At 72.7% G+C, this 23,935-nt stretch carries 19 protein-coding genes; 9 read left to right on the top strand and 10 right to left on the bottom strand.

The genetic code is table 11. The annotated features are described in order from the left end of the window. Positions 1 to 346 precede the first annotated feature (346 nt). Positions 347 to 1,222, top strand: a complete 876-nt coding sequence (locus K7C20_RS29205; protein ID WP_245171628.1) for a hypothetical protein — start codon at positions 347 to 349, stop codon at positions 1,220 to 1,222. A 59-nt stretch (positions 1,223 to 1,281) separates the two neighbouring features. Here the strand turns inward: K7C20_RS29205 and K7C20_RS29200 are convergent, their stop codons facing one another. After that, positions 1,282 to 1,980: a GntR family transcriptional regulator gene (locus K7C20_RS29200; protein WP_030085488.1), complete on the bottom strand. Its 699-nt coding sequence runs from the start codon at positions 1,978 to 1,980 to the stop codon at positions 1,282 to 1,284. A 174-nt stretch (positions 1,981 to 2,154) separates the two neighbouring features. Between K7C20_RS29200 and K7C20_RS29195 the strand changes: the two genes are divergently transcribed. After that, positions 2,155 to 2,994 carry a (2Fe-2S)-binding protein gene (locus tag K7C20_RS29195; RefSeq protein WP_053210010.1) on the top strand — a complete coding sequence of 280 codons (840 nt, stop codon included), beginning with the start codon at positions 2,155 to 2,157 and terminating at the stop codon, positions 2,992 to 2,994. Positions 2,995 to 3,145: 151 nt separating this feature from the next. On the opposite strand, the gene K7C20_RS29190 is transcribed toward K7C20_RS29195, so the two are convergent. Next, positions 3,146 to 3,604: a MarR family winged helix-turn-helix transcriptional regulator gene (locus tag K7C20_RS29190; RefSeq protein WP_048829935.1), complete on the bottom strand. Its 459-nt coding sequence runs from the start codon at positions 3,602 to 3,604 to the stop codon at positions 3,146 to 3,148. A 93-nt stretch (positions 3,605 to 3,697) separates the two neighbouring features. On the opposite strand from K7C20_RS29190, the gene K7C20_RS29185 reads away from it, so the two are divergent. Continuing rightward, a complete protein-coding gene (locus K7C20_RS29185; protein WP_078953467.1) occupies positions 3,698 to 4,036 on the top strand; it encodes a hypothetical protein in 339 nt (112 codons plus the stop codon). A 169-nt stretch (positions 4,037 to 4,205) separates the two neighbouring features. Next, positions 4,206 to 4,739, top strand: a complete 534-nt coding sequence (locus K7C20_RS29180) for a putative immunity protein (RefSeq protein ID WP_078953468.1) — start codon at positions 4,206 to 4,208, stop codon at positions 4,737 to 4,739. A 6-nt stretch (positions 4,740 to 4,745) separates the two neighbouring features. On the opposite strand, the gene K7C20_RS29175 is transcribed toward K7C20_RS29180, so the two are convergent. Then, complete coding sequence (locus K7C20_RS29175; protein WP_030085480.1) at positions 4,746 to 4,940, bottom strand: hypothetical protein; 195 nt, start codon at positions 4,938 to 4,940, stop codon at positions 4,746 to 4,748. A gap of 438 nt (positions 4,941 to 5,378) precedes the next feature. Between K7C20_RS29175 and K7C20_RS29170 the strand changes: the two genes are divergently transcribed. Further along, complete coding sequence (locus K7C20_RS29170; RefSeq protein WP_053210001.1) at positions 5,379 to 6,473, top strand: DUF2637 domain-containing protein; 1,095 nt, start codon at positions 5,379 to 5,381, stop codon at positions 6,471 to 6,473. 40 nt (positions 6,474 to 6,513) lie between these two features. Here the strand turns inward: K7C20_RS29170 and K7C20_RS29165 are convergent, their stop codons facing one another. Further along, the gene (locus K7C20_RS29165; RefSeq protein WP_209443996.1) at positions 6,514 to 6,879 is read right to left on the bottom strand and encodes an ATP-binding protein; all 366 of its coding nucleotides are present in this window, start codon (positions 6,877 to 6,879) and stop codon (positions 6,514 to 6,516) included. A 391-nt stretch (positions 6,880 to 7,270) separates the two neighbouring features. Between K7C20_RS29165 and K7C20_RS29160 the strand changes: the two genes are divergently transcribed. Continuing rightward, positions 7,271 to 10,402: an alpha-mannosidase gene (locus tag K7C20_RS29160; protein WP_030085470.1), complete on the top strand. Its 3,132-nt coding sequence runs from the start codon at positions 7,271 to 7,273 to the stop codon at positions 10,400 to 10,402. Positions 10,403 to 10,507: 105 nt separating this feature from the next. Here the strand turns inward: K7C20_RS29160 and K7C20_RS29155 are convergent, their stop codons facing one another. Together K7C20_RS29155 and K7C20_RS29150 are read right to left on the bottom strand one after the other, a co-directional pair. Continuing rightward, positions 10,508 to 12,250, bottom strand: a complete 1,743-nt coding sequence (locus tag K7C20_RS29155; RefSeq protein WP_030085468.1) for a pyruvate dehydrogenase — start codon at positions 12,248 to 12,250, stop codon at positions 10,508 to 10,510. 141 nt (positions 12,251 to 12,391) lie between these two features. Then, positions 12,392 to 13,801 (bottom strand): protein phosphatase 2C domain-containing protein, encoded by a 1,410-nt coding sequence (locus K7C20_RS29150; RefSeq protein WP_053210000.1) that lies wholly within the window; start codon positions 13,799 to 13,801, stop codon positions 12,392 to 12,394. Between the two features lie 425 nt (positions 13,802 to 14,226). On the opposite strand from K7C20_RS29150, the gene K7C20_RS29145 reads away from it, so the two are divergent. Continuing rightward, on the top strand, positions 14,227 to 14,709 hold the full coding sequence (locus K7C20_RS29145; RefSeq protein WP_053209999.1) for a DUF456 domain-containing protein: 483 nt from the start codon (positions 14,227 to 14,229) through the stop codon (positions 14,707 to 14,709). Positions 14,710 to 14,731: 22 nt separating this feature from the next. Here K7C20_RS29145 and K7C20_RS29140 read toward each other — a convergent pair whose 3' ends face one another. The 4 genes from K7C20_RS29140 to K7C20_RS29125 form a co-directional block, all read right to left on the bottom strand. Beyond that, positions 14,732 to 16,570 carry an AlkA N-terminal domain-containing protein gene (locus tag K7C20_RS29140; protein WP_280922026.1) on the bottom strand — a complete coding sequence of 613 codons (1,839 nt, stop codon included), beginning with the start codon at positions 16,568 to 16,570 and terminating at the stop codon, positions 14,732 to 14,734. Between the two features lie 267 nt (positions 16,571 to 16,837). Further along, complete coding sequence (gene rsgA, locus K7C20_RS29135; protein WP_030085459.1) at positions 16,838 to 17,965, bottom strand: ribosome small subunit-dependent GTPase A; 1,128 nt, start codon at positions 17,963 to 17,965, stop codon at positions 16,838 to 16,840. Between the two features lie 302 nt (positions 17,966 to 18,267). Then, complete coding sequence (tsaD, locus tag K7C20_RS29130; protein WP_030085458.1) at positions 18,268 to 19,350, bottom strand: tRNA (adenosine(37)-N6)-threonylcarbamoyltransferase complex transferase subunit TsaD; 1,083 nt, start codon at positions 19,348 to 19,350, stop codon at positions 18,268 to 18,270. Between the two features lie 101 nt (positions 19,351 to 19,451). After that, entirely contained in the window at positions 19,452 to 19,976 is a 525-nt protein-coding gene (locus K7C20_RS29125) for a DinB family protein (RefSeq protein ID WP_030085457.1), read from the bottom strand. A gap of 336 nt (positions 19,977 to 20,312) precedes the next feature. On the opposite strand from K7C20_RS29125, the gene K7C20_RS29120 reads away from it, so the two are divergent. Both K7C20_RS29120 and K7C20_RS29115 read left to right on the top strand, forming a co-directional pair. Beyond that, positions 20,313 to 23,174 (top strand): SpoIIE family protein phosphatase/ATP-binding protein, encoded by a 2,862-nt coding sequence (locus K7C20_RS29120; RefSeq protein WP_078953465.1) that lies wholly within the window; start codon positions 20,313 to 20,315, stop codon positions 23,172 to 23,174. Positions 23,175 to 23,325: 151 nt separating this feature from the next. Then, a complete protein-coding gene (locus tag K7C20_RS29115) occupies positions 23,326 to 23,814 on the top strand; it encodes a hypothetical protein (RefSeq protein WP_030085455.1) in 489 nt (162 codons plus the stop codon). Positions 23,815 to 23,935: the final 121 nt, after the last annotated feature.

The following is a 23,935-nucleotide window of genomic DNA, read 5'->3' as shown; positions in this document are numbered from 1 at the left end:
GCAGGGGGTTGCCCGTCGCCCGTTCGCTGTCGTCTTTGCTCATTGCCCCGCTCGCCGTCAACCCCCCGTCGTCGGCCATGCAGGTTCCCCCGACGAATGGCTGAATCCGAACGGTCCCCGCGGCGGATCGGCCGGGGTGTGACGGTTGCCTCATCGGTCGTCCGTCGACGCGCCAGGCGAACCCTGTGGTGGGACTATGGGCCGAAGGCCGGGGGCAGCGGCGTCTCACGACGCCCCATGGGCCCCGAGAATGGCCGCAAGTCGCACTGTGAGGCGGCGGCGGGGTATGGATGCTGGTCCGGGACCAGCCGGCCCCACCCATTGGCACAGCCTTTCAGGAGGCCACATGACAGCAGGAGTGACCAACACAACCCCTGCAACCGACTGGGGCAAGGCGGATTTCGAGGCGATTTACAACTGCCCGGATCCCCGCCGGTACTTCACCACGCTGCACCCCCTGGACTACCAGATTCCGCACCACGGCCAAGCGGTGTTCCGGGCCGTGGCCGAGACCCTGCAACGGCACCGGAGCGACCGCCCGCCACTGAACGTCGTCGACCTCTGCTGCTCGTACGGGGTCAATGCCGCGCTGCTCAACCACCGGCTGTCCCTCACCGATCTCTACAGCCGCTACACGGCGAACGGCCAGGCCATGCCGTCCACCGGTCAACTCACCGAGGAGGACCGCACGTTCTTCGCCACCCAGCGGCGTGCCGAACCCTTCCGGATCACCGGCATCGACGCGGCGGACCGTGCCGTCGGCTACGCCCGCACGGTCGGTCTGCTCGATCACGGCTTCGCGGAGAATCTGGAGCTCGACGAGCCCAGCCCGGAGCTGCGGAAGGTGCTGGCCGACACCGATCTGATCACCGTCACCGGCGGCGTCGGCTACATCTCCGCGCGCACCTTCGGCCGCCTCTTCGACTGCGTGTCCTCGCCGCCCTGGGTCGCCGCGTTCGTGCTGCGAGAGGTGTCCTACCGGCCGGTCTCCGCCCTGCTGGCCCGGGCCGGCCTGGTGACGGAGAAGCTCACCACCCGCACGTTCCGGCAGCGGCGGTTCGCCGACGGCAACGAGCGGCAGGCTGCGTTCGAGGCGCTGGCCGCCCGCGGCCTGTCCACCGCGGGCAAGGAATCCGACGGCTTCTACCACGCCGATCTCTATCTCTCCCGGCCCGCCGCCGATGTCGCGGCGCTGCCACTGGAAGAGCTGCTGCCCGGCTAGGGGTGTCTCCCTGGCCCCCACGGGAGGGCGGGCCCGTTCGGTGCAGGTGGCGGGCCCGCTCAGTGCGGGTGGCGGGCCACCGACACATGCTCGCGGGCGATCCGCTCGGCCACCGCGTACTCCTGGGCGACCAGGGCGTCGAGCAGCGCCGTGTGCTCGGAGGCGTCGGCCAGCAACTCGGCCGTACGCCGCCGGGGACCGTCGGCCGGCGGCCACTGGGCACGGCGCAGCAGATCGCCGGTGACCTCGGTGAGCCGGCGGTTGCCGGTGAGCGACATCAGGGCGTCGTGGAAGGCGTGGTCCGCCTCGGCGTAGCCGACCCGGTCGCCGTGCGCGGCGGCCGCGACGCCCGCCTCGGCGAGCGGGCGCAGCGCCTCCCAGCGCTCGGGGGGCAGCGCCCGGGCCAGCCGGGCGATCGCGGGCACCTCCAGCATCGCCCGGACCTCGGCCAGCTCGGCGAGGTCACGGGAGCTGCGCTCGGCGACCCGGAAGCCGCGGTTGGGCACGACCTCGACGGCGCCCTCACCCGCGAGCTGCTGCATGGCCTCGCGGACCGGGGTCGCGGAGACGCCGTAGCGCTCGGCGAGCGCGGGCGCGGAGTAGACCTCGCCCGGGGTGAGCTCCCCGCCGACCAGCGCATGGCGCAGTGCGGCCAGCACCTGGCCGCGGACGGAGTGCCGCCGGGGTACGGCGGGACCGGCCTGCGCGGGCACCCATGCCCGGGCGTGCGACTCCTGTTCCGCTGTGCCCTGCTCCATGACGGTTCCTCCTGACGTTTCCAGCACCATAGGCGGCGCGGGCCACAGTTCAAATCCGGGAGGCCGTACGGAAGCCGTAGGGGCCGCACCAGGACTGGCGCCCAGCGGGCGCGGGTAAGTCTTCGGATAAGGTAAGCCTTGCCTGTTAACGATCGCGATTCGGTGGTCTCCCGCATGACTCGTGCCCCCGCCGCCCCGCCCGCCGCACACCCCGTCGCCGAGGCCTACGCCCGGCTCTCCGCGGCATTCCCCGACCTGCAGGTCACCCTGTGGGACACGGCACCGCCCAGCGGCGACGGCTGGGTGTGCGCTGCCGGGCTCGCGGCCGGCGGCGAGAGCCTGGACGCCTTTCTCGCCTGGGACGACGCCCAGATCGTGCGGGACTACGGCCAGCGTGCCCGGCCGGACGTCGTCGCGAGCTTCGCACTGCACCGCTACGCCTGGCCCGCCTGTCTGCTGATCACCATCCCCTGGTTCCTGCACCGCCGGGTCCCGCGACTACCCGTACAGGACGTCTCCTTCCAGCGCGAGCCGGGACGGATGGCGGTGCGGATCGGCGCGTTCAGCTGCCTGCCGGACGATCCCGCCGCGGCGCTGCCCGGCGCCCGGGTCGTACCGGACGAGGAGGCGCTGCGGGCGGAGGTACGGGCGGCGGTGGCCCAGCACCTCCAGCCCGTACTGGAGGGCTTCCGCACCCGGATGCGGCGCGGGCCGCGGGCGCTGTGGGGCATGGCGTCCGACGAGATCGCCGAGGGCCTCTGGTACCTGGGGCATCTGCTGGGCGAGGAACCGCGCGCGGTGGCCGCCCTGGAGCGGCTACTGCCGGGCGCCACCGCTCCGTACGTGGGGAGTGCGGGCTTCCGCGAACTGACCGGGCCGCACGGCGAGGCGCTGGCGACCCGGGACCGCGCCAGCTGCTGCATGTTCTACACCCTGCGCCCCGACGACACCTGCGTCACCTGCCCGCGCACCAGCGACGCGGACCGCATCAAGCGCCTCACCGCAACCACCTGACCCCTACGTCATCCGTCAGGTCACGTGGCGCACCCTCGCCCAACCCACTCTCACCGTAGGGGAGTTCGCGGGGGGGGGCCGCCCGCGCGAACCGGTGCCGGGCGGGACGGCCGGCAAACGCAAGGGGCAGGGTGCCCGCCTCGCGTGACGATCACCCCGGCGGCGCACCGCCCGCACGCAGCGTTTCGACGAAGCGCCCGAGAACCGCCGCGAAGACGGCCCTCTCCTCGTCGGACCATTCCGCCAGCGCCTCTTCCACCTGGCCCACGAGTCGCACCCGGGCGATATCGATGATGCTCCGCCCCTGTTCCGTGAGCCGGAGCAGCGTGGACCGGGCGTCCGCCGGATCGGCCTCACGCACCACCAGGCCCGCGGCCGCCAGCCGGTCGGCGTAACGGGTGGTCGCGGTGCGGTCGATGCCGATCTCCGCCGCGAGCCTGCTGCTGCTCACCGGTTCCAGCCGGGCGATCCCGCTCAGCACCGGATAGGTGGTCTCGTTCACGCCGTCCAACTGGTCGACCAGAGCGGAGTACAGGTTCGCTCGCGTACTGCGCCGAAGCAGCAGACCCAAGGAGGCCTCCACGCTTGCCGCTACTGAGGAATCGTTCATGGGCAGATTGTACGTGCCAGCGGCACGCATCTCTGCTACCTTGAGGGAAGCGTGCTGCTGGCACGCAAATCTTCCCAGTGAAAGAAGGCCCCCATGCCCACCCTGCCTACCTCCGACGCCCAGCCGCAAGAGAACCCGGACCGCACGACGTCCGTGCCCGCCACCCCGCCCGCCCCCGCCGCCCTCACCCCCCAGGACGTCCTCGCCGACGGCCAGGAGCACGCGGAATTCAACGGAGTGCTCGTCCGCAAGGGATCCATCGCGGCCTTCATCGGAAATGCCAAGGCCCTGGAGAACCTGGAGCCGGGCACCTCCGAACACGAGGCGGTCGCACAGCAGATCCGGGATCTGAAGCCCGCCCTCGACGCATTGGAGCTCTTCGACGTCGTCGAGATAAAGAACCCGGACGTGGCCGCGCTGTTGGCATCCTGACCCAGGGCACACCTGGCAAGCGCTCCCACCACCGCAGCAGGTACCGGGCGGGCTCCGGGACACCCTTCCGGAGCATGCCCGCCACCTCATCGCGAAGCGGCCGTGACCGGAGCAGAGCGCACGAGATCAAATCGCCGCGCCGATGGGCGACTTGCGGCAAGATGGGGCGGTGCCAACCGAGTCGGAAAAGATTGAGCTGAGCCCACACGAACTCCGCGAGATCACGGGCTACGCGGCAGAGTGTGCACGCCGGGCATTGTCGATCTTCGAGCAGAGCGCTCCTGCCGACCCGCGCCCCCGCGACGCCATCGATGCCGCACAGGCTTTCGCCGCGGGCGGTCGGCGCACGGCGGCTCTGCGGCAGAGCGCATGGGCGGCATACAGTGCGGCACGAGAAGCCGCTTCGCCCGCCGCGGCCGACGCGGCACGAGCGGCAAGCCATGCGGCCGCCGCTGCCTACCTTCACCCCTTGGCAAACGCTCATCAGGTGAAACACATTCTCGGTGCGGCAGCGCATGCGGCCCGAGCAGAAGAGTTGACATCCGGAGAAGACCGACGTGTCACCGCGGGGACCCTTGATTGGGCGCGTCACCACGCCCCCACAGCGGTCACCGCGGTGCTCGGCCGTATGCCCGCCGCACCTCCGGGAGGCGGCCGCGTGGGCGAGTTCATCCGCGTCCTGGACGCCGCCCTCCGCGCCTGACGGCGATCAGACACCGGAGGCCGGCAGCGGGATCAACGAGATCCGGGCGGCAAGGCGAGAACGCAACACCAGGTCGTCCATGGTGTCCAGCAACCAGAGTTCGGACAGCGGCAGACGCACCGCGATGCGGCTCTGGTGGGTGGCCACGATGTCGCGAAGCTGTCGGTACGACTCGCCGGTGACGTCGTCGGTGAGCTGCACATAGCCGGCCAGGAGTGGACGGTGGTCCGCACCGGTGCGCGTGCGCAGCTGGGCGAGCGCGGTCGCGGATGTTGCCGCTCGCGATAGCGCTGATCCAGTATCAGCGTCCCGTTGGCCGCCCAGTCGTATGCGGCGGCTTGCCGGGACAGATCCGTGAGGGGATCCAGCAGCGGCGTGGTTTCGTCGCACATCAGCGGCCTCCGTGATCCGTGGTCAACCCGGCCGGAGTATCGGGCACCCCGGCCCCGCCCCGGCCCCCACGTCACCCTCCCGGGTGCTTTTCATCGAACTCAACTTCTCCTGAATGTACGACAGTTCGACGTCATAGCGGCTCCATCGCCCCCTTGGCGTTCTCTTGTTCCGAATACCTCGGTTACGGCGGGGGCTTCGGCCAAGATGTCGCGCACATCCGCGTTGGCGAGGCAAAGGGATCCCAGAATGAGAATGACCGACATATCGCTGGATTGGCTGGTTCCCGGAGCCCTGCTGCTCATCGGCGTGCCGGTGGCCGCGGCGCTGGTGGTGCGCGGCAGGCGCGCGGCCGCTGCCCGGTCCACCGGCGACGACTCCTGGGAACGCAGCGAGGAGCGGCGCCGCCGCAAGGAGACGGTCTTCGCCTCGGCCTCGTACCTGCTGCTGTTCTGCTGTGCGGCGGTCGCCGCCGCACTGTCCTTCCACGGCTTGGTCGGCTTCGGCGTACAGAACCTCAACCTCTCCGGGGGCTGGGAGTACCTGGTGCCGTTCGGGCTCGACGGCGCGGCGATGTTCTGCTCCGTGCTCGCCGTGCGGGAGGCCAGCCACGGTGATGCGGCGCTCGGCTCCCGGTTGCTGGTGTGGACGTTCGCGGGCGCGGCGGCGTGGTTCAACTGGGTGCATGCGCCGCGCGGCCTGGACCACGCGGGCGCTCCGCAGTTCTTCGCCGGGATGTCGCTGTCGGCAGCGGTCCTCTTCGACCGGGCGCTCAAGCAGACCCGCCGGGCGGCGCTGCGCGAGCAGGGCCTGGTGCCCCGTCCGCTGCCGCAGATCCGGATCGTGCGCTGGCTGCGCGCGCCCCGGGAGACCTTCGCGGCCTGGTCGCTGATGCTGCTGGAGGGCGTACGGACCCTGGACGAGGCGGTCGAGGAGGTCCGCGAGGACCGGCGCGAGAAAGAGCAGAACCGTCTCCGCAGGCGCGAGCAGGGCAAGCTCGACCGGGCTCGCATCAAGGCCATCAACCGGCAGCACCGCGGCTGGGGCCTCGGCCGTGGCGGCGGCCGGCAGCTGGCGGTGTCGCAGACGGTGACGGCCCCCGCTGAGGTGGCCGGCCCCGACCCCGCCATAGCCGGCGACGTCGAGCCGCCGCTCACCGGGGAGCTGCCGGTGCACGCCCGTCCGGCACTCAAGGCCGTGTCCGGAGCCGAGACCGAGGGCGTCGATGCCGCGGCCGGGCCCCGTAGGACCGTGGATCTCACCGCCGAGGACGACACCCAGACGATTCCCCGTCTGGACTCCCTCGAGGAGAAACTCGCCGAGATCGAACGGCAATTCGGCTGACCGTCGGCGGACCGCGCCCTCCGGCACCCACGCCCATGGGTCAGGCCGGTCCGCCGCCCAGCTCGAACCACACACTCTTGCCGAGGTTTTCGGTACGGATGCCCCACGCGTCGGCCAGGGAGCGCACCAGCATCAGCCCCCTGCCGGAGGTTCCGTCGGTGGTCGGTGCGCGGGGCTCGGGGCGGCCGGGCACGAAGTCCCTGACCTCCACCCGCAGCCGGTCGCCGACCCTGGCCGTGACGACGGCGCCGCCCTCGGCATGCACCAGGGCGTTGGTGACCAGCTCGCTGGTGAGCAGTGTCGCGACCTCCGCCAGCTCGCCGCCCCCCGGCGTCGCCCAGCGGTTCAGCAGCTGACGCAGCTCCCTGCGCACCTCACCGACCGCTTTCAGATCCGCATGCCGCACCTTTCGTTCCCATACGCCCGGCGCACGCGCGGTGATTCCCCCGTTCCGGCTCCCCTCGGCCGTTCCCTGCCTTCTGTCCCGTCCTTCGCGCCGCACAGGCTGACGCATTTTCTCCCCCGCCCCCAACAAACATCGGCGCTCTGCCTCGAACAGCCTCACGGTCAGCATGCCCATCGGATCTGCCGCCATGCTTCCGCCCGCCGGGTCGCCGGGTCATCGGTGCGCGGGCCCGCGCGCCGGGTGGCCGGGCCGGGCCCCAGTGGGTATGCCTGATCCGAGCCTGTCGTGGAGCCCCGGCCGGGACCCGGAGAGCGAGGCATACCCGGCAACCGCCGGGGCACCCCCGCCCGCGTCCTGGAGACGTCGGGACGTCCGAGCGTGAGGAGCCGCTGTGCACGACGACCGACTGCTGGTGGAGGGGCGCCTGGAGCGGGCGCTGGGACAGTTCATCAGGCCCGCGCAGTACGCGGCGCGGGTGCCGCTGCGGCTCGCCGTCTGGCATGCGCCGGGGGAACCGGTGCCGGTGGGCGAGGCGCTGGTGGCCCCGTACGAGCCGTTCGCTGCCGGTGAGCCCTGGGGCCCGCCGTGGTCCACGAGCTGGTTCCGGCTGGCGGGCGAGGTGCCGCAGGAGTGGGCGGGGCGGCGGGTGGAGGCCGTCATCGACCCCGGCTTCAGCGGCGACGGGCCCGGGTTCCAGGCCGAGGGGCTCGTCTACGACGCCGAGGGTGTGCCCCTCAAGGGCATCCATCCACGCAACCGGCATGTGCCCGTCGGGGCGCAGGTGGACGGCGGTGAGGAGGTGCGGCTGCTGCTGGAGGCCGCCGCGAATCCGGCGGTGCTGCGGGACTTCCGCCCCACCGGCCTCGGCGATGTACGGACCGCTCCCGGCCGGCCGCTGTACCGCTTCGCCTCGGCGGACCTCGCGGTGCTCGACGAGACCGTCTGGCAGCTGATCCTCGATATCGAGGTGCTCTCCGAGCTGATGCACGAGCTGCCCGCCGACGGCTCGCGCCGGCACGAGATCCTGCGGGCCCTGGAGGACATGCTGGACACGCTCGATCTGCACGATGTCGGCGGCACGGCGGCCGAGGGCCGGGCCGCGCTGGCGGACGTACTGAGCCGCCCGGCCACCGCGAGCGCCCATCGTGTCTTTGCCACCGGCCATGCGCATATCGATTCCGCCTGGCTGTGGCCGCTGCGCGAGACCGTGCGCAAGGCGTCCCGCACCTTCGCCAATGTCGCCCAACTGACCGATGAATACCCCGAGTTGGTTTTCTCCTGCTCCCAGGCGCAGCAGTACGCCTGGGTCAAGGAGCATCAGCCGCACATCTGGGAGCGCATCAAGGAGGCCGTACGGCGGGGCAATTGGGCGCCGGTGGGCTCGATGTGGGTGGAGTCCGACGCCAACATGCCCGGCGGGGAGGCGCTGGCCAGGCAGCTGGTGCACGGCAAACGCTTCTTCCTGGAGGAGCTGGGGGTGGAGACCGAGGAGATCTGGCTGCCGGACTCGTTCGGCTACACCGCAGCGTTCCCGCAGCTGGCGCGGCTGGCCGGCGCGAAGTGGTTCCTGACGCAGAAGCTGTCGTGGAACCAGACGGACAAGATGCCGCACCACACCTTCTGGTGGGAGGGCATCGACGGCACCCGTGTCTTCACCCACTTCCCGCCGGTCGACACCTACAACTCCCGCCTGCACGCCGCCGAACTCGCCCACGCCGAACGCAACTTCGCCGACAAGGGGCGCGCCACCCGCTCCCTGGTGCCCTTCGGCTGGGGCGACGGCGGGGGTGGCCCGACCCGCGAGATGCTGGAGCGGGCCCGCAGGATCCGCTCCCTGGAGGGCTCACCGCGCGTCGGGATCGAGCCGCCGGCCCGGTTCTTCGAGGCCGCCCACGAGGAGTACGGAACCGCGGCGCCGGTCTGGTCGGGCGAGCTGTACCTCCAGTTCCACCGCGGTACGTACACCTCGCAGGCGAAGACCAAGCAGGGCAACCGGCGCAGTGAACATCTGCTGCGCGAGGCGGAGTTGTGGGCCGCGACGGCGGCGGTACGGGCGGACGGCGGCGGGTACGCCTACCCGTACGACGCCCTCGACCGCCTCTGGAAGACCGTGCTGCTGCACCAGTTCCACGACATCCTGCCGGGGTCGTCCATCGCCTGGGTCCACCGCGAGGCCCGTGACACCTATGCGGCGGTCGCGGCGGAACTCACCGGGATCATCGAGACGGCGATCGGGGCACTGGCGGGGAGTGCGGCGGCGCCTGACGGGGTGCCGACGGTGTTCAACGCCTCGCCCTACGACCGGGAGGAGATCGTTGCGCTCCCGGGGACGGGGCCGGGGCCGGACGAGCCGACCCAGGTCGCGGTGCATGTCCCCGCGCTGGGCTCGGCGGCCGTCCGTCCGCCCGGCCCGGACTCCGCCACTCCGCCGCCCGCCCCCGTCCGGGCGGACACCGGCGCCGAGGGCACCCTCACGCTCGACAACGGGCTGCTGCGGGTGACCGTCGACGCCGACGGCCTGCTGGCCTCCGTACGCGATCTGCACGCCGGCCGGGAGGTGCTGGCACCGGGCGCCCGTGGCAATCTGCTGCAACTGCACCCCGACCACCCCAACAAGTACGACGCCTGGGACCTCGACCGGCACTACCGCCACCGGCACACCGATCTGACCGACGCCGAGTCCGTCGAGCTGGCCGCGGCCGGGCCGCTGTCCGCGACGGTACGGGTGACCAGGGCGTTCGGCGCGTCGCGAATCACCCAGGAGCTGACCCTGCGGGCGGGCTCGCACCGCCTCGACATCATCACCGACATCGACTGGCACGAGTCGGAGAAGGTCCTCAAGGCCGCCTTCCCGCTGGATGTCCACGCCGAACGGTCCGCCTCCGAGGTGCAGTTCGGTCACGTACACCGGCCCACCCACACCAACACCAGCTGGGACGCGGCCCGTTTCGAGATCTGTGCGCACCGCTGGCTGCGGGTCGCCGAGCCCGGCTACGGCATCGCCCTGCTCAACGACTCGACATACGGGCATGACGTCACCCGCGGCCCGCACCCCGAGGGCCTGGGCACGACGGTCCGGCTGACGCTGCTGCGCGCCCCGCACAGCCCCGACCCCGAGACCGACCAGGGCACCCACCGCTTCACCTATGCGCTGCTGCCGGGTGCCGGGACCGGCGACGCGGTGGCCGAGGGGCTGGCCCTCAACCTGCCCCTGCGGACCGCCACCGCGCCGCCCGTCCTCCCGCTGGTCCGCGTCGACCACCCGGCCCTCACCGTCGAGTCGGTCAAGCTCGCCGAGGACCGCAGCGGCGATGTGGTGGTGCGGCTGTACGAGTCCCGGGGCGGCCGCGCCACCGGCACGCTCTCCCCCGGCTTCCCGCTCGAACGGGCCACCGTGACCGACCTGTTGGAACGACCGCTGCACGAGGAGGAGGAAGGCCCGACCTCGGATGTGACGGTGGAGCTGCGTCCGTTCCAGATCCTGACGCTGCGGCTCCGGCCTCAGCATCCGGCCGCCGACTGACCTGCCTCCGGGCCGGGCTGCAAGGGGCGGCCTGCCTCCGGGCTTGCTTCCGGTTGGTTGCGCAGGGCGACCCGTACCCGGGCCGGCTGCGCAGGGACGGCCCGGCTACACCCGGGGGACGTTCCGCAGGTTGGAGCGGGCCATCTGGAGCATCCGGCCGACCCCGCCGTCCAGCACGATCTTGCCGGCCGACAGCGCGAAGCCGGAGACCATCTCGGCGCTGATCTTCGGCGGGATGGACAGGGCGTTGGGGTCGGTGACCACATCGACCAGCGCCGGGCCCTTGTGCTTGAAGGCCTCGCGCAGTGCGCCGCGCAGCTGCTTGGGCTTCTCCACCCGGATGCCGTGCGCCCCGGCCGCGCGGGCGATGGCCGCGAAGTCCGGGTTCCGGTTGGTGGTGCCGTACGACGGCAGACCGGAGACCAGCATCTCCAGCTCCACCATGCCCAGCGAGGAGTTGTTGAACAGCACCACCTTCACCGGCAGGTCGTACTGGACCAGGGTGAGGAAGTCGCCCATCAGCATGGAGAATCCGCCGTCGCCGGACATGGAGACGACCTGGCGTCCGCGGTCGAGGAACTGGGCGCCGATCGCCTGCGGCAGCGCGTTGGCCATCGAGCCGTGGCTGAACGAGCCGATCACCCGGCGGCGGCCGTTGGGGGTGAGATAGCGCGCCGCCCAGACATTGCACATGCCGGTGTCGACCGTGAAGATCGCGTCGTCGGCGGCCTCCTCGTCCAGGAGGGAGGCGACGAACTCGGGGTGGATCGGGACATGCTTCTCGACATTGCGGGTGTAGGCCTTGACCACGCCTTCCAGCGCCTCAGCGTGCTTCTTCAGCATCCGGTCCAGGAACTTGCGGTTCTGCTTCGGCCGGACCTTGGGGATCAGACCGCGCAACGTCTCCCGGACATCGCCCCAGACGGCCAGGTCGAGCTTGGTGCGGCGGCCCAGGTGTTCGGGCCGGACATCGACCTGGACGATCTTGTTGTTGTCGGGCAGGAACGCGTTGTACGGGAAGTCCGTGCCGAGCAGGATCAGCAGATCGCACTCGTGGGTGGCCTCGTAGGCCGCGCCGTAGCCGAGCAGTCCGCTCATGCCCACGTCGTAGGGGTTGTCGTACTGGATCCACTCCTTGCCGCGCAGTGCATGGCCGACCGGGGACTTCACCCGCTCGGCGAACTCCATCACCTCGGCGTGGGCGCCCGCCGTGCCGCTGCCGCAGAACAGCGTGACCTTGTCGGCCTCGTCGATCATCCGGGCCAGCTTGTCGATCTCGGCGTCTCCGGGGCGTACGGAAGGACGCGAGGTGACCAGGGCATGTTCGATCGCGCGCTCGGGGGCCTGCTCGGCGGCGATATCGCCGGGGAGGGACACGACCGCGACCCCGCTCTGGCCGATGGCGTGCTGGATCGCGGTCTGCAGCACCCGCGGCATCTGCTTGGTGCTGGAGATCAGTTCGCTGTAGTGGCTGCACTCGGCGAACAGCCGGTCGGGGTGTGTCTCCTGGAAGAAGTTGGTGCCGATCTCGCTGGAGGGGATCTGGGACGCCAGGGCGAGAACCGGGGCCATCGAGCGGTGGGCGTCGTACAGGCCGTTGATGAGGTGCAGATTGCCGGGGCCGCAGGAGCCGGCGCAGGCCGCGAGCGAGCCGGTGAGCTGCGCTTCCGCCCCGGCGGCGAACGCGGCGACCTCCTCGTGCCGGACCTGGATCCAGTCGATCGCGGAATTGCGGCGGATGGCGTCCACCACCGGGTTGAGGCTGTCGCCGACGACGCCGTAGAGCCGCTTCACCCCCGCCCGCACGAGGATGTCCACGAACTGCTCGGCCACGGTCTGCTTCGCCATGTCGCTGTCGCTCCTTCGACGGGTGAGTGGCAGCCCGCTGCCGAGGTCGGGGCTGCTCTCCCATGAACCCATGCGGTGCCCCGGCGCGCCTCCGCTGTGCGGCCTCTGCCGTCCGCGCTCCGGGTCCCCCCGTTCCCGGCGCTACGACTCCCACACCCCGACGGCCGTACGGTCCTCCGGATGGCCCTCGACCCGCAGTTGCGCGGCGGCGAGGACGTCCACCAGGCCCGGCGGTTCGGTGGCGGACCAGCGGTCGGCCAGCCGGGCGGCGAACGCGGGCTCCCCCCGCAGCGGCGCGGCGAGACCGGAGCTGCACAGCAGCAGGGTGTCCCCCGGACGGGCGAAAGCCGTCCGGAAGAGGAACGGCTCGGGCCGCGCCGGGCTCTCGGCCGGGTACGCGCCGTGCGGAGTGCCTGAGGTGGGACGGGGCAGGCCACCGGTGTCGTCGTCCGCTGCCTCCCCGGAGACAGGGTCCGTGGCGGGCTCCAGGTCCTGCCAGGCGCCGTCGCGCAGCAGGAAGAGACCGCCCGCACCGACGCCGAAGAACACCCGCGTACGGCAGTCCGGATCGGCGGGCAGCAGCAGACAGCGCAGCGCGGCGGGGTACTGCTGCGGTGCGGCGCCGCGCTCCGGAGCCCGGCCGCGCAGCTTGCCGTGGCTGCGGTCGGTGAGCCGCTGGAGCCCGGATTTGAGGGCGCCGCGACGGTCCGTCCGGATGTCCTCCGCCAGTCGGGTGTAACTGCGGCCGACCGCACCGCCGATCCAGGTGCAGGCGTCCCGGGCGGCGCGGTGGGCCCCCTCGGCGGCCGGCCGGCCCGTTGCGACGGCGACCAGGAGCAGGGCGTGCCGGCCGGCCCCGAAGCGGGCGGTGAGCAGCGCGTCACGGCGTGCGTCACCGCGGCGGCGGGCGGCGTCGCCGCGGTGCGAGACGGCACGCAGGGTCAGCGCGCCGTACCGGCCGCCGTCCAGCGTGGTGTCGGGCACCAGGTCGTCCAGCGCGGCCGCGTCGGCGGCGGGAAGTTCGCCCGGCTCGGCACCGTAGGAGGGCGGCCGGGCACCGGGGAGGCCGGTGGTGGCGGGTGGTGCGGTGTCCCCGGGCGCACGTGGGGCCGGGGCGGCTTGCCGGCCGGTGGCCCGCCGGTCGGTGGAGAGGCGGTCGGTGGAGGGGTAGCCGGTGGAGGCGCGGTCGGCGGGGGCGCGGTCGGTGGACGTCGCGCGGGTGCCGGGCCCGGTGGACCGGAGCGGGATCGGTGCGGAGGGCTCGGGCGGGGGCGGTGCGTGGCGGGCCGGCGGTGACCACGGTTCCTGGGCGGCCGGGCCGGGACCCGGGGGCTCCTCCGGTGCCGGATCGGCCCAACGCGGCGCTCCCAGCGCACGCAGCGCCGACTCGACCCGGTCATCGAGGGTGTCCGGGGCGTCGGACGGCCCGGCATCGCACACCGCGCCGCGCGCCGGGGCGTCCTCGCCCGTGCGCTCGCCCTCGCTGCCGTCGCCGTACAACTGCCGCCACCAGTCGTCCTCGTGGCCGCGCGCGGCTCCCTGCTGATTCATGCGCCGTATTGTCCCTGGACGGCAGCGGCCGAAACAGGGCGCGTAAGAGCGTCCGCCGGGCGGCCGGCAGCCCACGGGTGACCGCACGGCCGCGTCCAGAGGTCCGTGCAGGTGATGAGCGTGGGCCACGGGCACGGCGGGCCGAATTGCCGTGGGTGCCGGTCAGTTCGGCCTGCGGCGTGGCCGTTCGCCGGGTGACACGGGAGGGGCGGGGCTGACGGCCGGGCGCCCCGGCCCGGCCGGCCGGCAAGCGCTTCCGGGTCCCGTCCGGCACGCTGGGCCCATGAGAGTGTGCAGCGGACGAGCCGTCACGGGGCGTGCGGGCGCCGGGAGCGAGACCGGTGCGTGAGCGAGTGCGGCGAGCGGGCCATGCGAAGGTGCATGGTCCGCGAAGGCGAGCCGGCCGAGCGAAGTGAGGCCTACGCATGGGTGTGTGGCAGCTGGTCGCGGTCGGCCTGGTCATGCTGCTCGGGCTGCTCGGGGTGCTGGTGCCCGGCATCCCCGGGCCGCTGATCGTCTGGGCGGGCGTGGCGTGGTGGGCGCTGTCCGAGAAGTCCTCCCTCGCCTGGGTGGTGCTCATGGGTGCCACCGCCGTGCTGCTCCTCAACCAGACGCTGAAATGGCTGCTGCCGGTCCGCAACCTGCGGGCCGCGGGCGCGCCGTACCGGACGCTGTTCCTGGCGGGGGTGGCCGGCATCGTGGGGTTCTTCCTGGTCCCGGTCGTCGGGGGTCCGCTGGGTGCCGTCGGCGGCCTCTACCTGCTGGAGCGGGCCCGGCTCGGCAGCCGCGGCGATGCCTGGGCCTCGACCCGTACGGTCATGCGCGCCATCGGACTGAGCGTGCTGATCGAGCTGTTCGCCTGCCTGCTGGTCGTCGGTGCCTGGGCCGGAGCGGTGGTGGCGGGCTGAGGCCGTCGCCAGGGCCGGCCGGCTACGGCGTCACCAGGAGCTGCCGGCTGGCGGCGTGGACGGGCGGGTCCGACACCACGGGCACCTCCCGGACGCCGTGCGGCTCCGGCTCCCGCTCCGGCTCTGGCCCTGGCTCCGGCTCCGGCTCCGGCCGCCGCCCCGGCTCCGGCTCCGGCTCCGGCTCCGGCTCCGGCAGCATCTCCCCCGTAAGCATCTCCTCCGGCGGCAGCAGCCCGGCGTTCCACAGATGGTGCACGGCGTACGCGCCCCAGGGGCGCCATGCGGCGGCCGGGCTCACCGCCCCGTGCCCGTCCCGCTCCTGGCCGCTCCCGTGCGCCGCCGCCCCCACATCCGGGTCGCCCAGCGCCCGCATCCTGATGTACGCGGCCGCCCTCGGGCCGACACCGGGCAGCGCGGCCAGCGCCCGCTCGGCGGCGCCACGGTCAGCGCCCGCGTCCAGCAGGACCGCGCCGTCCGCGAGCGCGGTGCACAGGGTGCGCACCGGCTCCGCGACCTGTGCACCGGTCAGTTCTGCGGGCGCCGGGAACAGGTGGGTGAGCCCGCCGTCCGGCGCGTCCAGTGGTTTGCCGTACCTGCGCACCAGCGCGGCGGCGCGCTCCGGCGGGCCGCCGAGCACCGTCCGTACCGCCAGTTCCTCGGGGTCCGCGGCGCCGGGTGAGCGCAGCCCCGGCCGCTCGGCCACCAGCGGACGGAGCAGCGGGTCGGCGCCGAGCCGCTCGGCGACCGCATACGGGTCGGCATCGAGGTCGAACAGCCGGCGGATCCGCTGCACGGCCGTCGACAGATCCCGCAGGTCTGTCAGCCGCAGCCGGCACTCCAGCCAGCCGCCGTCCGCCCCGCGCGCCGCCGGGCACACCAGGCCCGCCGGTGGCCGGCGCCGCCCGCGCGGCCCGGTGGGCTCGTCGACCTCGGCGATCCCGCTGCCGTGGGTGAGCCGCAGCGTACGGCGATAGGTGCGCCCGCCGCGCGGCCCGCACACTTCCTCGACGCCGTCCACCGCCCGCACCTGGAGGAAGTCGAAGATCTCGGCCGCCGCGTACGGTCCGCGGTAGGCCAGCCGCAGCGGAACCCCGGCGAGCACCGAGCCGCCGTCGGCACCGGATCCCGGCCCGGTGCCCGACCCTGCTCCGGCCCCGGCCCCGGCGGTACGACGGTCGGCGCCGGTACGACGGTCGGCGGCGCCCCCACGCCCCGCGGCGGACCCGCGCCCCGCGCCGGACCCGCACCTCGCATTTTCGGCGCCACGCCGTGCGGCCCCCGCACGCCCGACCGCCGCACGCCCGCCCACGGCCGCCGCCCGCAACTCGCTGGGCGTCCCCGCGTAGATCTCCCGCATCGTGTCGTTGAACTGCCGGATACTGGCGAACCCGGCCGCGAAGGCCAGCTCGGTGACGGGCAGTGCGGTGGTCTGAAGCAGCACCCGCGCGGTGTGCGCCCGTCGGGCCCGCGCCAGCGCCACCGGCCCCGCGCCGAGCTCCGCGGTCAGCTGCCGCTGCACCTGACGTGCGCTGTACCCCAGCCGCCGGGCAAGCCCGCCGACCCCCTCCCGGTCCACGACTCCGTCCCCGATGAACCGCATGGCCCGGCCGACCAGGTCGGCGCGCACATTCCACTCGGCGGAGCCCGGCACGGCGTCCGGCCGGCACCGGCGGCAGGCCCGGAACCCGGCCGCCTGCGCGGCGGCGGCCGAGGGGAAGAACCGCACATTCACCCGCTTGGGAGTGACCGCGGGACAGCTCGGCCGGCAGTAGATGCCGGTCGTCACCACCGCGAAGAAGAACTCCCCGTCGAACCGCGCATCCCGGCTGGACACCGCTTCGTACCTGGTCTCGTCGTCCATCACCTCTTCAGTCTGCGTCGCGCCCGGCGCCCCGGCTGGCGGAAATCGGACATGGCGTTCTTCCGGGTCGGATGGCCCTTCCCGGGGCGGATGGCAGTCCCTGGGGCGGACGGCATTCCCGAGGCGGACGGCGCTTCCCCGGGGCGGACGGCAGTCCCGGAACGGACGGCATTCCCGAGGTGGATGGCGTCCCCCGGGACGTGGGCGAGCAGGTGAGGGACGGTGACACCGCCCCTCACCCGCCCCTCACCCGCCCCGCCCCTCACCTCACCTCTGCGACCCCCGTTTCCGCTCCATCATGTGGCGCCCCAGGGCCTGCTTCTGCTTCCAGTCCCGGCGGATTTCGGCCCGCAGCCGGGCATCCGTCTTCGCCACGATGCGCTGGTTCTCCCGGAGCAGCTTGCGGTAGCTCTCCAGCCGGCGCACGGGCAACTCCCCGCTCTCGGCCGCCTCTTGCACCGCACAGCCGGGCTCCGCCTCGTGCGCACAGTCATGGAAGCGGCACTCCTCGGCCAGCGACTCGACATCCGAGAACGTCCGGGCCAGCCCGGTCCCCGCGTCCCACATGCCGACGCCGCGCAGCCCCGGTGTATCGATCAGCACTCCGCCGCCGGGCAGCGCCCGCAGATCCCGCGTGGTCGTGGTGTGCCGGCCCTTGCCGTCCCGGTCGCGGATCGCCTGCACCAGCTGCACCTCCTCACCGAGCAGAGCATTGGCCAGCGTGGACTTGCCCGCACCGGACTGCCCCAGCAGTACGGACGTGCCCCCCGCGAGCACCGCGGAGAGCACATCGAGCCCCTCCCCGGTCGCCGAGCTGACCGCCAGCACCTGCACTCCGGGAGCCGCGGACTCGGCATCCGCGACGAGATACGCCGGCCCGTCCGGCTCCCCCGCCAGATCCGCCTTGGTCAGCACCACCAGCGGCTGCGCGCCGCTCTCCCAGGCCAGCGAGACGAACCGTTCGATACGCCCGAGATCCAGCGCATCGGCCAGCGACACCGCGATCACCGCATGGTCGACGTTCGCCGCGAGGATCTGCCCCTCCGAGCGCTTGGAGGAAGCGGACCGCAAGAACGCCGTACGCCGTGGCAGCAACGCCCGTACGACACCGTCGAGATGGTCGCCGGTCAGCCCGTTCTCCGGGTCGATCACGGCCCAGTCACCGGTACACGGCACCCGCATCGGGTCACTGGTCGCCACCAGCGCGGTATCCGCCAGCATCGTGCGGATGCCCTCGCCGTCGGGCACGACGACATCCACCCGCCCGCGATCCACACGGACGATTCGGCCGGGCACGAACCCCTGCCCGGCATAGGGGGTGAAACTCTCCGCGAACCCGTCGTCCCAGCCATAGCCGGTGAACGGGTGCGCAGCAGAGAGATCGAGGTCGAACAACGGGATGACCCTTCAGGAAAGAGCGGTCCCGGCTGCGTGCGCAGCGCGCACGAAGAAGAGAGGTCGAGTCAGCCGGAGACCACGGGAACGGGAGTGATGATCTTCTGGATGCGGGCAGCGCCCATCGCAGCGACAGTCATCAGTACTCACCTCCCGCATTCCTCAACGGCGAACTACGGCGGCCTCGGGCCTCCGTCTCGAACAGGCCAACCGTATGCCGACCCGGCACGGCAGCGCCAACCCTTTTTCCGGACTTCCGGCGCCCTCTTCCTCAGCGCGCCCTCTTCCTCGGCGCACCGTCATCATCCGTGCCAGGAAGGCACCTTCACGGCGGCGGCACGGGCGACCGGATGCAGCGCGGCATGGTCCAGGGGCGCCGACGGGTCGATCGAGACGTCCAGAGGGGCCGGTTCGGCTCCTGCCCGGACCAGCAGGTCTCCGATGGCGGCGATCATCGCGCCGTTGTCCGTGCACAGCCGCAGCGGTGGCACCCGCAGCGTGATGCCGGCGGCGGCGCACCGTTCCTCCGCCAGGCTCCGGACGCGGGAGTTGGCGGCGACCCCGCCGACCACGACGAGAGTGCCGACCCCGTTCGCGGTGCAGGCGGCCACCGCCTTACGGGTCAGCACATCGGCGACCGCCTCCTGGAGCGACGCCGCGCCGTCCGCCACCGGCAGGACCTGACCACGATGCCGCTCCGCCCACCGTGCGGCGGCGGTCTTGAGGCCCGAGAACGAGAAGCCGTACGGATCATCGCGCGGCCCGGTCAGCGGCCGGGGAAATGCCACGGCGCGGGCGTCGCCCGTACGCGCTGTCCGGTCGATGGCCGGGCCGCCGGGGTAGGGCAGGCCGAAGACCCGGGCGACCTTGTCGAAGCACTCGCCGGCGGCGTCGTCCAGGGTGTCGCCGAGGTGCACGATGCGGTCGCGGGCCAGGTCACGTACGAGCAGCAGTGACGTGTGACCGCCGGAGACGATCAGCACCACGCAGGGGTCGGGCAGCGGGCCGTGGGCGAGGGTGTCGGCGGCGACATGACCGGCCAGGTGGTGCACGCCGTACAGCGGCACGTCCAGCGCGTACGCCAGGCTCTTCGCACCGGCCAGACCGACCTGGAGCGCGCCGGAGAGCCCCGGGCCGGTCGTCACCGCGACCGCCCCGATGTCGGACATCCGCAGCCCGGCCTCATCGAGTGCCCGGTGCACCACGGGGCGGAAGGAGTGGACGTGGGCGCGGGCCGCGATCTCCGGCACCACTCCGCCGAACCGGGCGTGCTCGTCCATGCTCGACGCCACGGCATGCCCCAGCAGCCGGCCGTCCTGTACCAGGCCGGCGCCCGTCTCGTCACAGGACGACTCGATGCCCAGCACCACGGGTGTCCCACCCATGTCGTTCTCCTCTCGCGCACTGACCAGCCGGCCAGCACTAAATGCCGCTCGTCCGTAACTGCGAAGGATATGCAATACGTCGCCCGGCGGAGCGTCAGGGCTCAGGGGCCCGTGGTGCCGTCGATGCTCTCCCTGATCAGATCCGCATGGCCGTTGTGGCGTGCGTACTCCTCGATCATGTGGACCAGGATCCAGCGCAGCGAAACCTGGCCGCCGAGGTACTCGGCCTCTCGCCCCGAGAGCTCGCCGGTGTCGTCCAGCGAAGCGGCGGCGGTCGCCTCGCGGCTCCGGGCGATTTCCGCGCGCCAAAGGGCCAGCGCCTCGTCGATCCCCCGGTCAGGGGCGAGCGTGAACCCGTCCGCGTCCCCCGCCTCGCTCAGCGACGGCATGTCCTCACCGGCGAACACCCGCTGGAACCAGTTGCGTTCGACCACGGCCATGTGCTGGACCAGGCCCAGCAGCGACATGGATGAGGGTGTCACCGAGGCCAGGCGGAGCTGACGGTCGTCCAGCCCTGCGCACTTGAGGGCGAGCGTGTCACGGTGGAAGTCCAACCAGGCTTCCAGCATGGCGCGTTCATCGGCTTGCGGGGGCGGAATGCGCCGCCCGTCCGGTGTGGTCTCCATGCACCTCACCTTTGCACAGGCCGTCGGGGGGCGGCACGGCAATACGTCGCTCCGGCAATACGTCGCTCCGGCAATACGGCACCCCGGCGCTCCGGCACCCCGGCGCCGGAGCGTTGCGCCAGGGCGGGAAGGACAGGGATCCGGGCGGGGATAGGGGCGGGGATAATGGCAGGGATGAGGGAGGCAAGGGCTCGCACGCCCGGTCGGGGCCGTGGCGGGAAGGGAGCGGCCGGGCATGGCTCCGTGGCGTGCGGGGCGGGCGCGCCGGAGGGGCATGGTGCCGACGTAGGCGACGGCCGGCCACCCTGCGGTGGAGCACAATGCTAAATATGGGTCATGACGGAAAATTTCGGGCGAGAAGGTGACGATTCTCAGGCGTCATCACGCTCCCCGGGACAGCGCCTCCGCTCGCTGCTGAATGTGCACAGCGTCGCGAGCCAGGTGTTCGTGTTGCAGCTCGCCCTCGCGGTGCTGCTGGTCATCGTGGCCGTCGTGGCGCTCGCCCTCCAGTCCCAGGGCGCGAGCATGCAGGAGGCCCGGCAGCGCTCCTTCGTCGGGGCCACCACCTTCGCCCATGCGCCCGGAACACTCGCCGCCATGAAGTCCCGCGACCCCACCGCGCTGCTGCAACCCCGGGCGGAGGCGGCACGCGAGGCCTCCGGTGTCGACTACATCGTCGCGTTCAGCCCCACGGGCATCCGCTGGACCCACCCCGATACGCGTCTGATCGGCAAACACGTCGTCGGCAACGCCTATCAGCCCTCGCACACCGCGAGGCCCTACACCTCCACCTTCACCTCGGCCCTCGGTCCCGCGGTGAACACGACGGTCCCGGTCGTCGACCGCAGCGGCTCGACCGCCGGGTTCGTGTCCGTCGGGATCCGCGTCCAGCGGGCGTCCGAGCAGGTGGTCCACCAGCTGCCGCTGCTGCTCGGCTCCGCTGCCGGGGGGCTGTTGCTGGTCGTCGGCGGGACGGCATGGGTGAGCCGTCGGCTGCGGCGGCAGACGCACGGGCTGCATCCGGCCGAGTTGCGGCGGATGTACGAACACCATGACGCGGTGCTGCACGCCGTCCGGGAGGGCGTACTGATCATCAGCAGCGACGGGCGGCTGCTGCTGGCCAACGACGAGGCCCGGCGGCTGCTCGAACTGCCCGCGGACGCGGAGCGGCGCCCGGTCGCGGCTCTCGGCCTGGAACCACGCCTGAGCGCACTGCTGGCCTCGGGGCGGGAGGCGACCGATGAAGTACTGCTGGCGGGCGACCGGCTGCTCGCGGTGAACGTCCGGCCGACCGCCCCCTACGGCGGGCCCGCCGGGACCGTGGTGACGCTGCGGGACAGCACCGAACTGCGGGCGCTGGCCGGACGGGCGGGCGTGGCCCAGGAGCGGCTGCGGCTGATCTATGACGCGGGGCTGCGGATCGGCACCACGCTGGAGGTGGGGCGCACCGCCGAGGAACTGGCCGATGTGGCCGTCCCGCGGTTCGCCGAGGTGGCCACCGTCGAACTGCTGGAGCCGGTGCTGCGGGGCGATGAACCGGTCGCCGGGGTGGGCGCCGCTCTGCGGCGGATGGCGGTCAGCGGTGTCACCGAGGAGTCGGCGATCTACCGGGTGGGCGAGGCGCTCAGGTTTGTGCCCGGCACCCCGATGGCGACGGCTCTGGAGAGCGGCCGTCCGGTCCTGGTGGTCGATCTGCGCAGGTCGGACGAGTGGCGGCGGCAGGACCCGGGGGGCACCGAGCGGGTGCTGGAGGCCGGCATCCGGTCGCTGATCGCCGTACCGCTCCAGGCGCGGGGCGTGGTCCTGGGGCTGGCCAACTTCTGGCGGGACGAGACCTCCGGCGGCTTCGAGGAGGAGGATCTGGCCTTCGCCGAGGAGCTGGCGGCGCGAGCCGCGGTCTCCATCGACAACGCCCGCCGCTACACCCGCGAGCACACCACGGCCGTCACCCTTCAGCGCAGTCTGCTGCCGCAGACCCTGCCCGAGCAGTCCGCCCTGGAGGTGGCGCACCGCTATCTGCCCGCGCACGCCGGGGTCGGCGGCGACTGGTTCGATGTCATCCCGCTGCCCGGTGCCCGGGTCGCGCTGGTGGTCGGCGATGTCGTCGGACACGGGCTGCACGCCGCCGCCACCATGGGCCGGCTGCGGACTGCCGTCCACAACTTCTCCGCCCTCGACCTGCCGCCCGACGAGCTCCTCAACCACCTGGACGAACTCGTCGCCCATATCGATACGGACGAGGCGCAGACGGCAGCCTCCGGCAGCGGCGGGCAGAGCGACGACGAGGGCACCTGGCCGGGCGGCAGGGACAGCGACACGGCGGGGGCGCGGGCGAACATGCGACGCACCGGTATCACCGGCGCGACCTGCCTGTACGCCATCTACGACCCGGTCGGCGGCCGGGCCACCCTGGCCAGGGCGGGCCATCCGGGCCCGGCCGTGATCGCCGCCGACGGCACCGTCTCGTTCCCCGACGTGCCCGTCTCCCCGCCCCTGGGCCTGGGCGGCCGGGAGCCCGTGGAGACCACGGAACTCACCCTGACCGAGGGCTCCCGGCTGGTGCTGTACACGGACGGGCTGATCGAGAGCCGTGACCGCGATATCGGCGCCGGGCTGGAACTGCTCCGTACGGCCCTGACCACCGCGGCGGACCGCACGCCGGAGCAGATCTGCACGGCGGTCCTCGACACGATGCTGCCCGAACACCCCGGCGACGACATCGCCCTGCTGGTGGCTCGTACCCGGTTGCTGGACCACCGCCGGGTCGCGGAATGGGAGGTGTCCTCCGACCCGGCGGCCGTCGCTCCCGTCCGGTCGGCCTGCCTGCGCACGCTGGAGTCCTGGGGCCTGGAGGCGCTCGCGTTCACCACCGAGCTGATCCTCAGCGAGCTGATCACCAACGCCATCCGCTACGGGGCCCAGCCGATCCGGGTCCGTCTGCTGCACGACCGCGCTCTGATCTGCGAGGTCTCCGACGGCACCAGCGCCTCGCCGCATCTGCGCCGGGCCGCCATCACGGACGAGGGCGGCCGCGGCCTCTTCCTCGTCGCCCAGTTCGCCCAGCACTGGGGCACCCGTTACACACCGGACGGCAAGGTCATCTGGACCGAGCAGTCCCTCGACGGCGGCCGGCCGGACACCGGTCCGGACTCGGCCGACGACATCCTCGACCAGTGGGACGACGTCCCTGCGCTGTGACGGGGCGGGCCTGGCACGCCGTCCAGGTCCGGTGGCCGCGGAGCCGCCCGCCGTCGCCCGGTGCCCCGCCAGCCCGCGGCTGTCGGATGCACCCCCGTTGCCCCCTGGCTAAGCTCGGTGAAGGGGCCGAAGACCTGACCTTGGAGGCTCCATGGTGCGGCTGCCCGAAGCGCGTGATCTGGCCCCGCGACTGGCCACCGGCGCGTTCATCCTGAACTCCGGGCTGTCGAAGCTGCGGGCCGACCAGGGCACCGCGCAGGCCGTGCACGGCATGGCCTGTGTGGCGTATCCGTTCCTGGAGAAGATTCCCGCCGAGCGGTTCACCCGGCTGCTGGCGGTCTCGGAACTCACGGTCGGCGGCGCGCTGCTGGCACCGTTCGTACCGACCCGGCTGGCCGGACTGGTGCTGACCGGGTTCTCCGGCGGGCTGGTCGGTCTGTATCTGCGCATCCCGGGGATGCGGCAGCAGGGGAGTCTGCGGCCCACCCAGGACGGCATTCCGATGGCCAAGGACAGCTGGATGCTGGGCATCGGGCTCGGGTTTCTGGCCGCGCCGGGCCGGCGGCGGAGGGCCTCGGCGGCCCGGTACCGGCACGCGGCCTTCTGCCGTCGGCGGCACCGGGGCCGTTGCTGGTGCTGAGTGCCGCGGTCCGACCGGTGGCGGCCTGAACCGGCGGGCCCCGGTCATGAGCGCCGCGAGCCGCCCCGTGGCAGCCTGAGCCGGCGGGCCCCGGTCATGAGCGCCGCGAGCCGCCCCGTGG

The sequence above is a fragment of the Streptomyces decoyicus genome (assembly GCF_019880305.1).
Taxonomy (GTDB): domain Bacteria; phylum Actinomycetota; class Actinomycetes; order Streptomycetales; family Streptomycetaceae; genus Streptomyces; species Streptomyces decoyicus.
The sequence above is the reverse complement of the archived record's forward strand: the minus strand, read 5'-3'. Positions and strand labels throughout refer to the sequence as shown.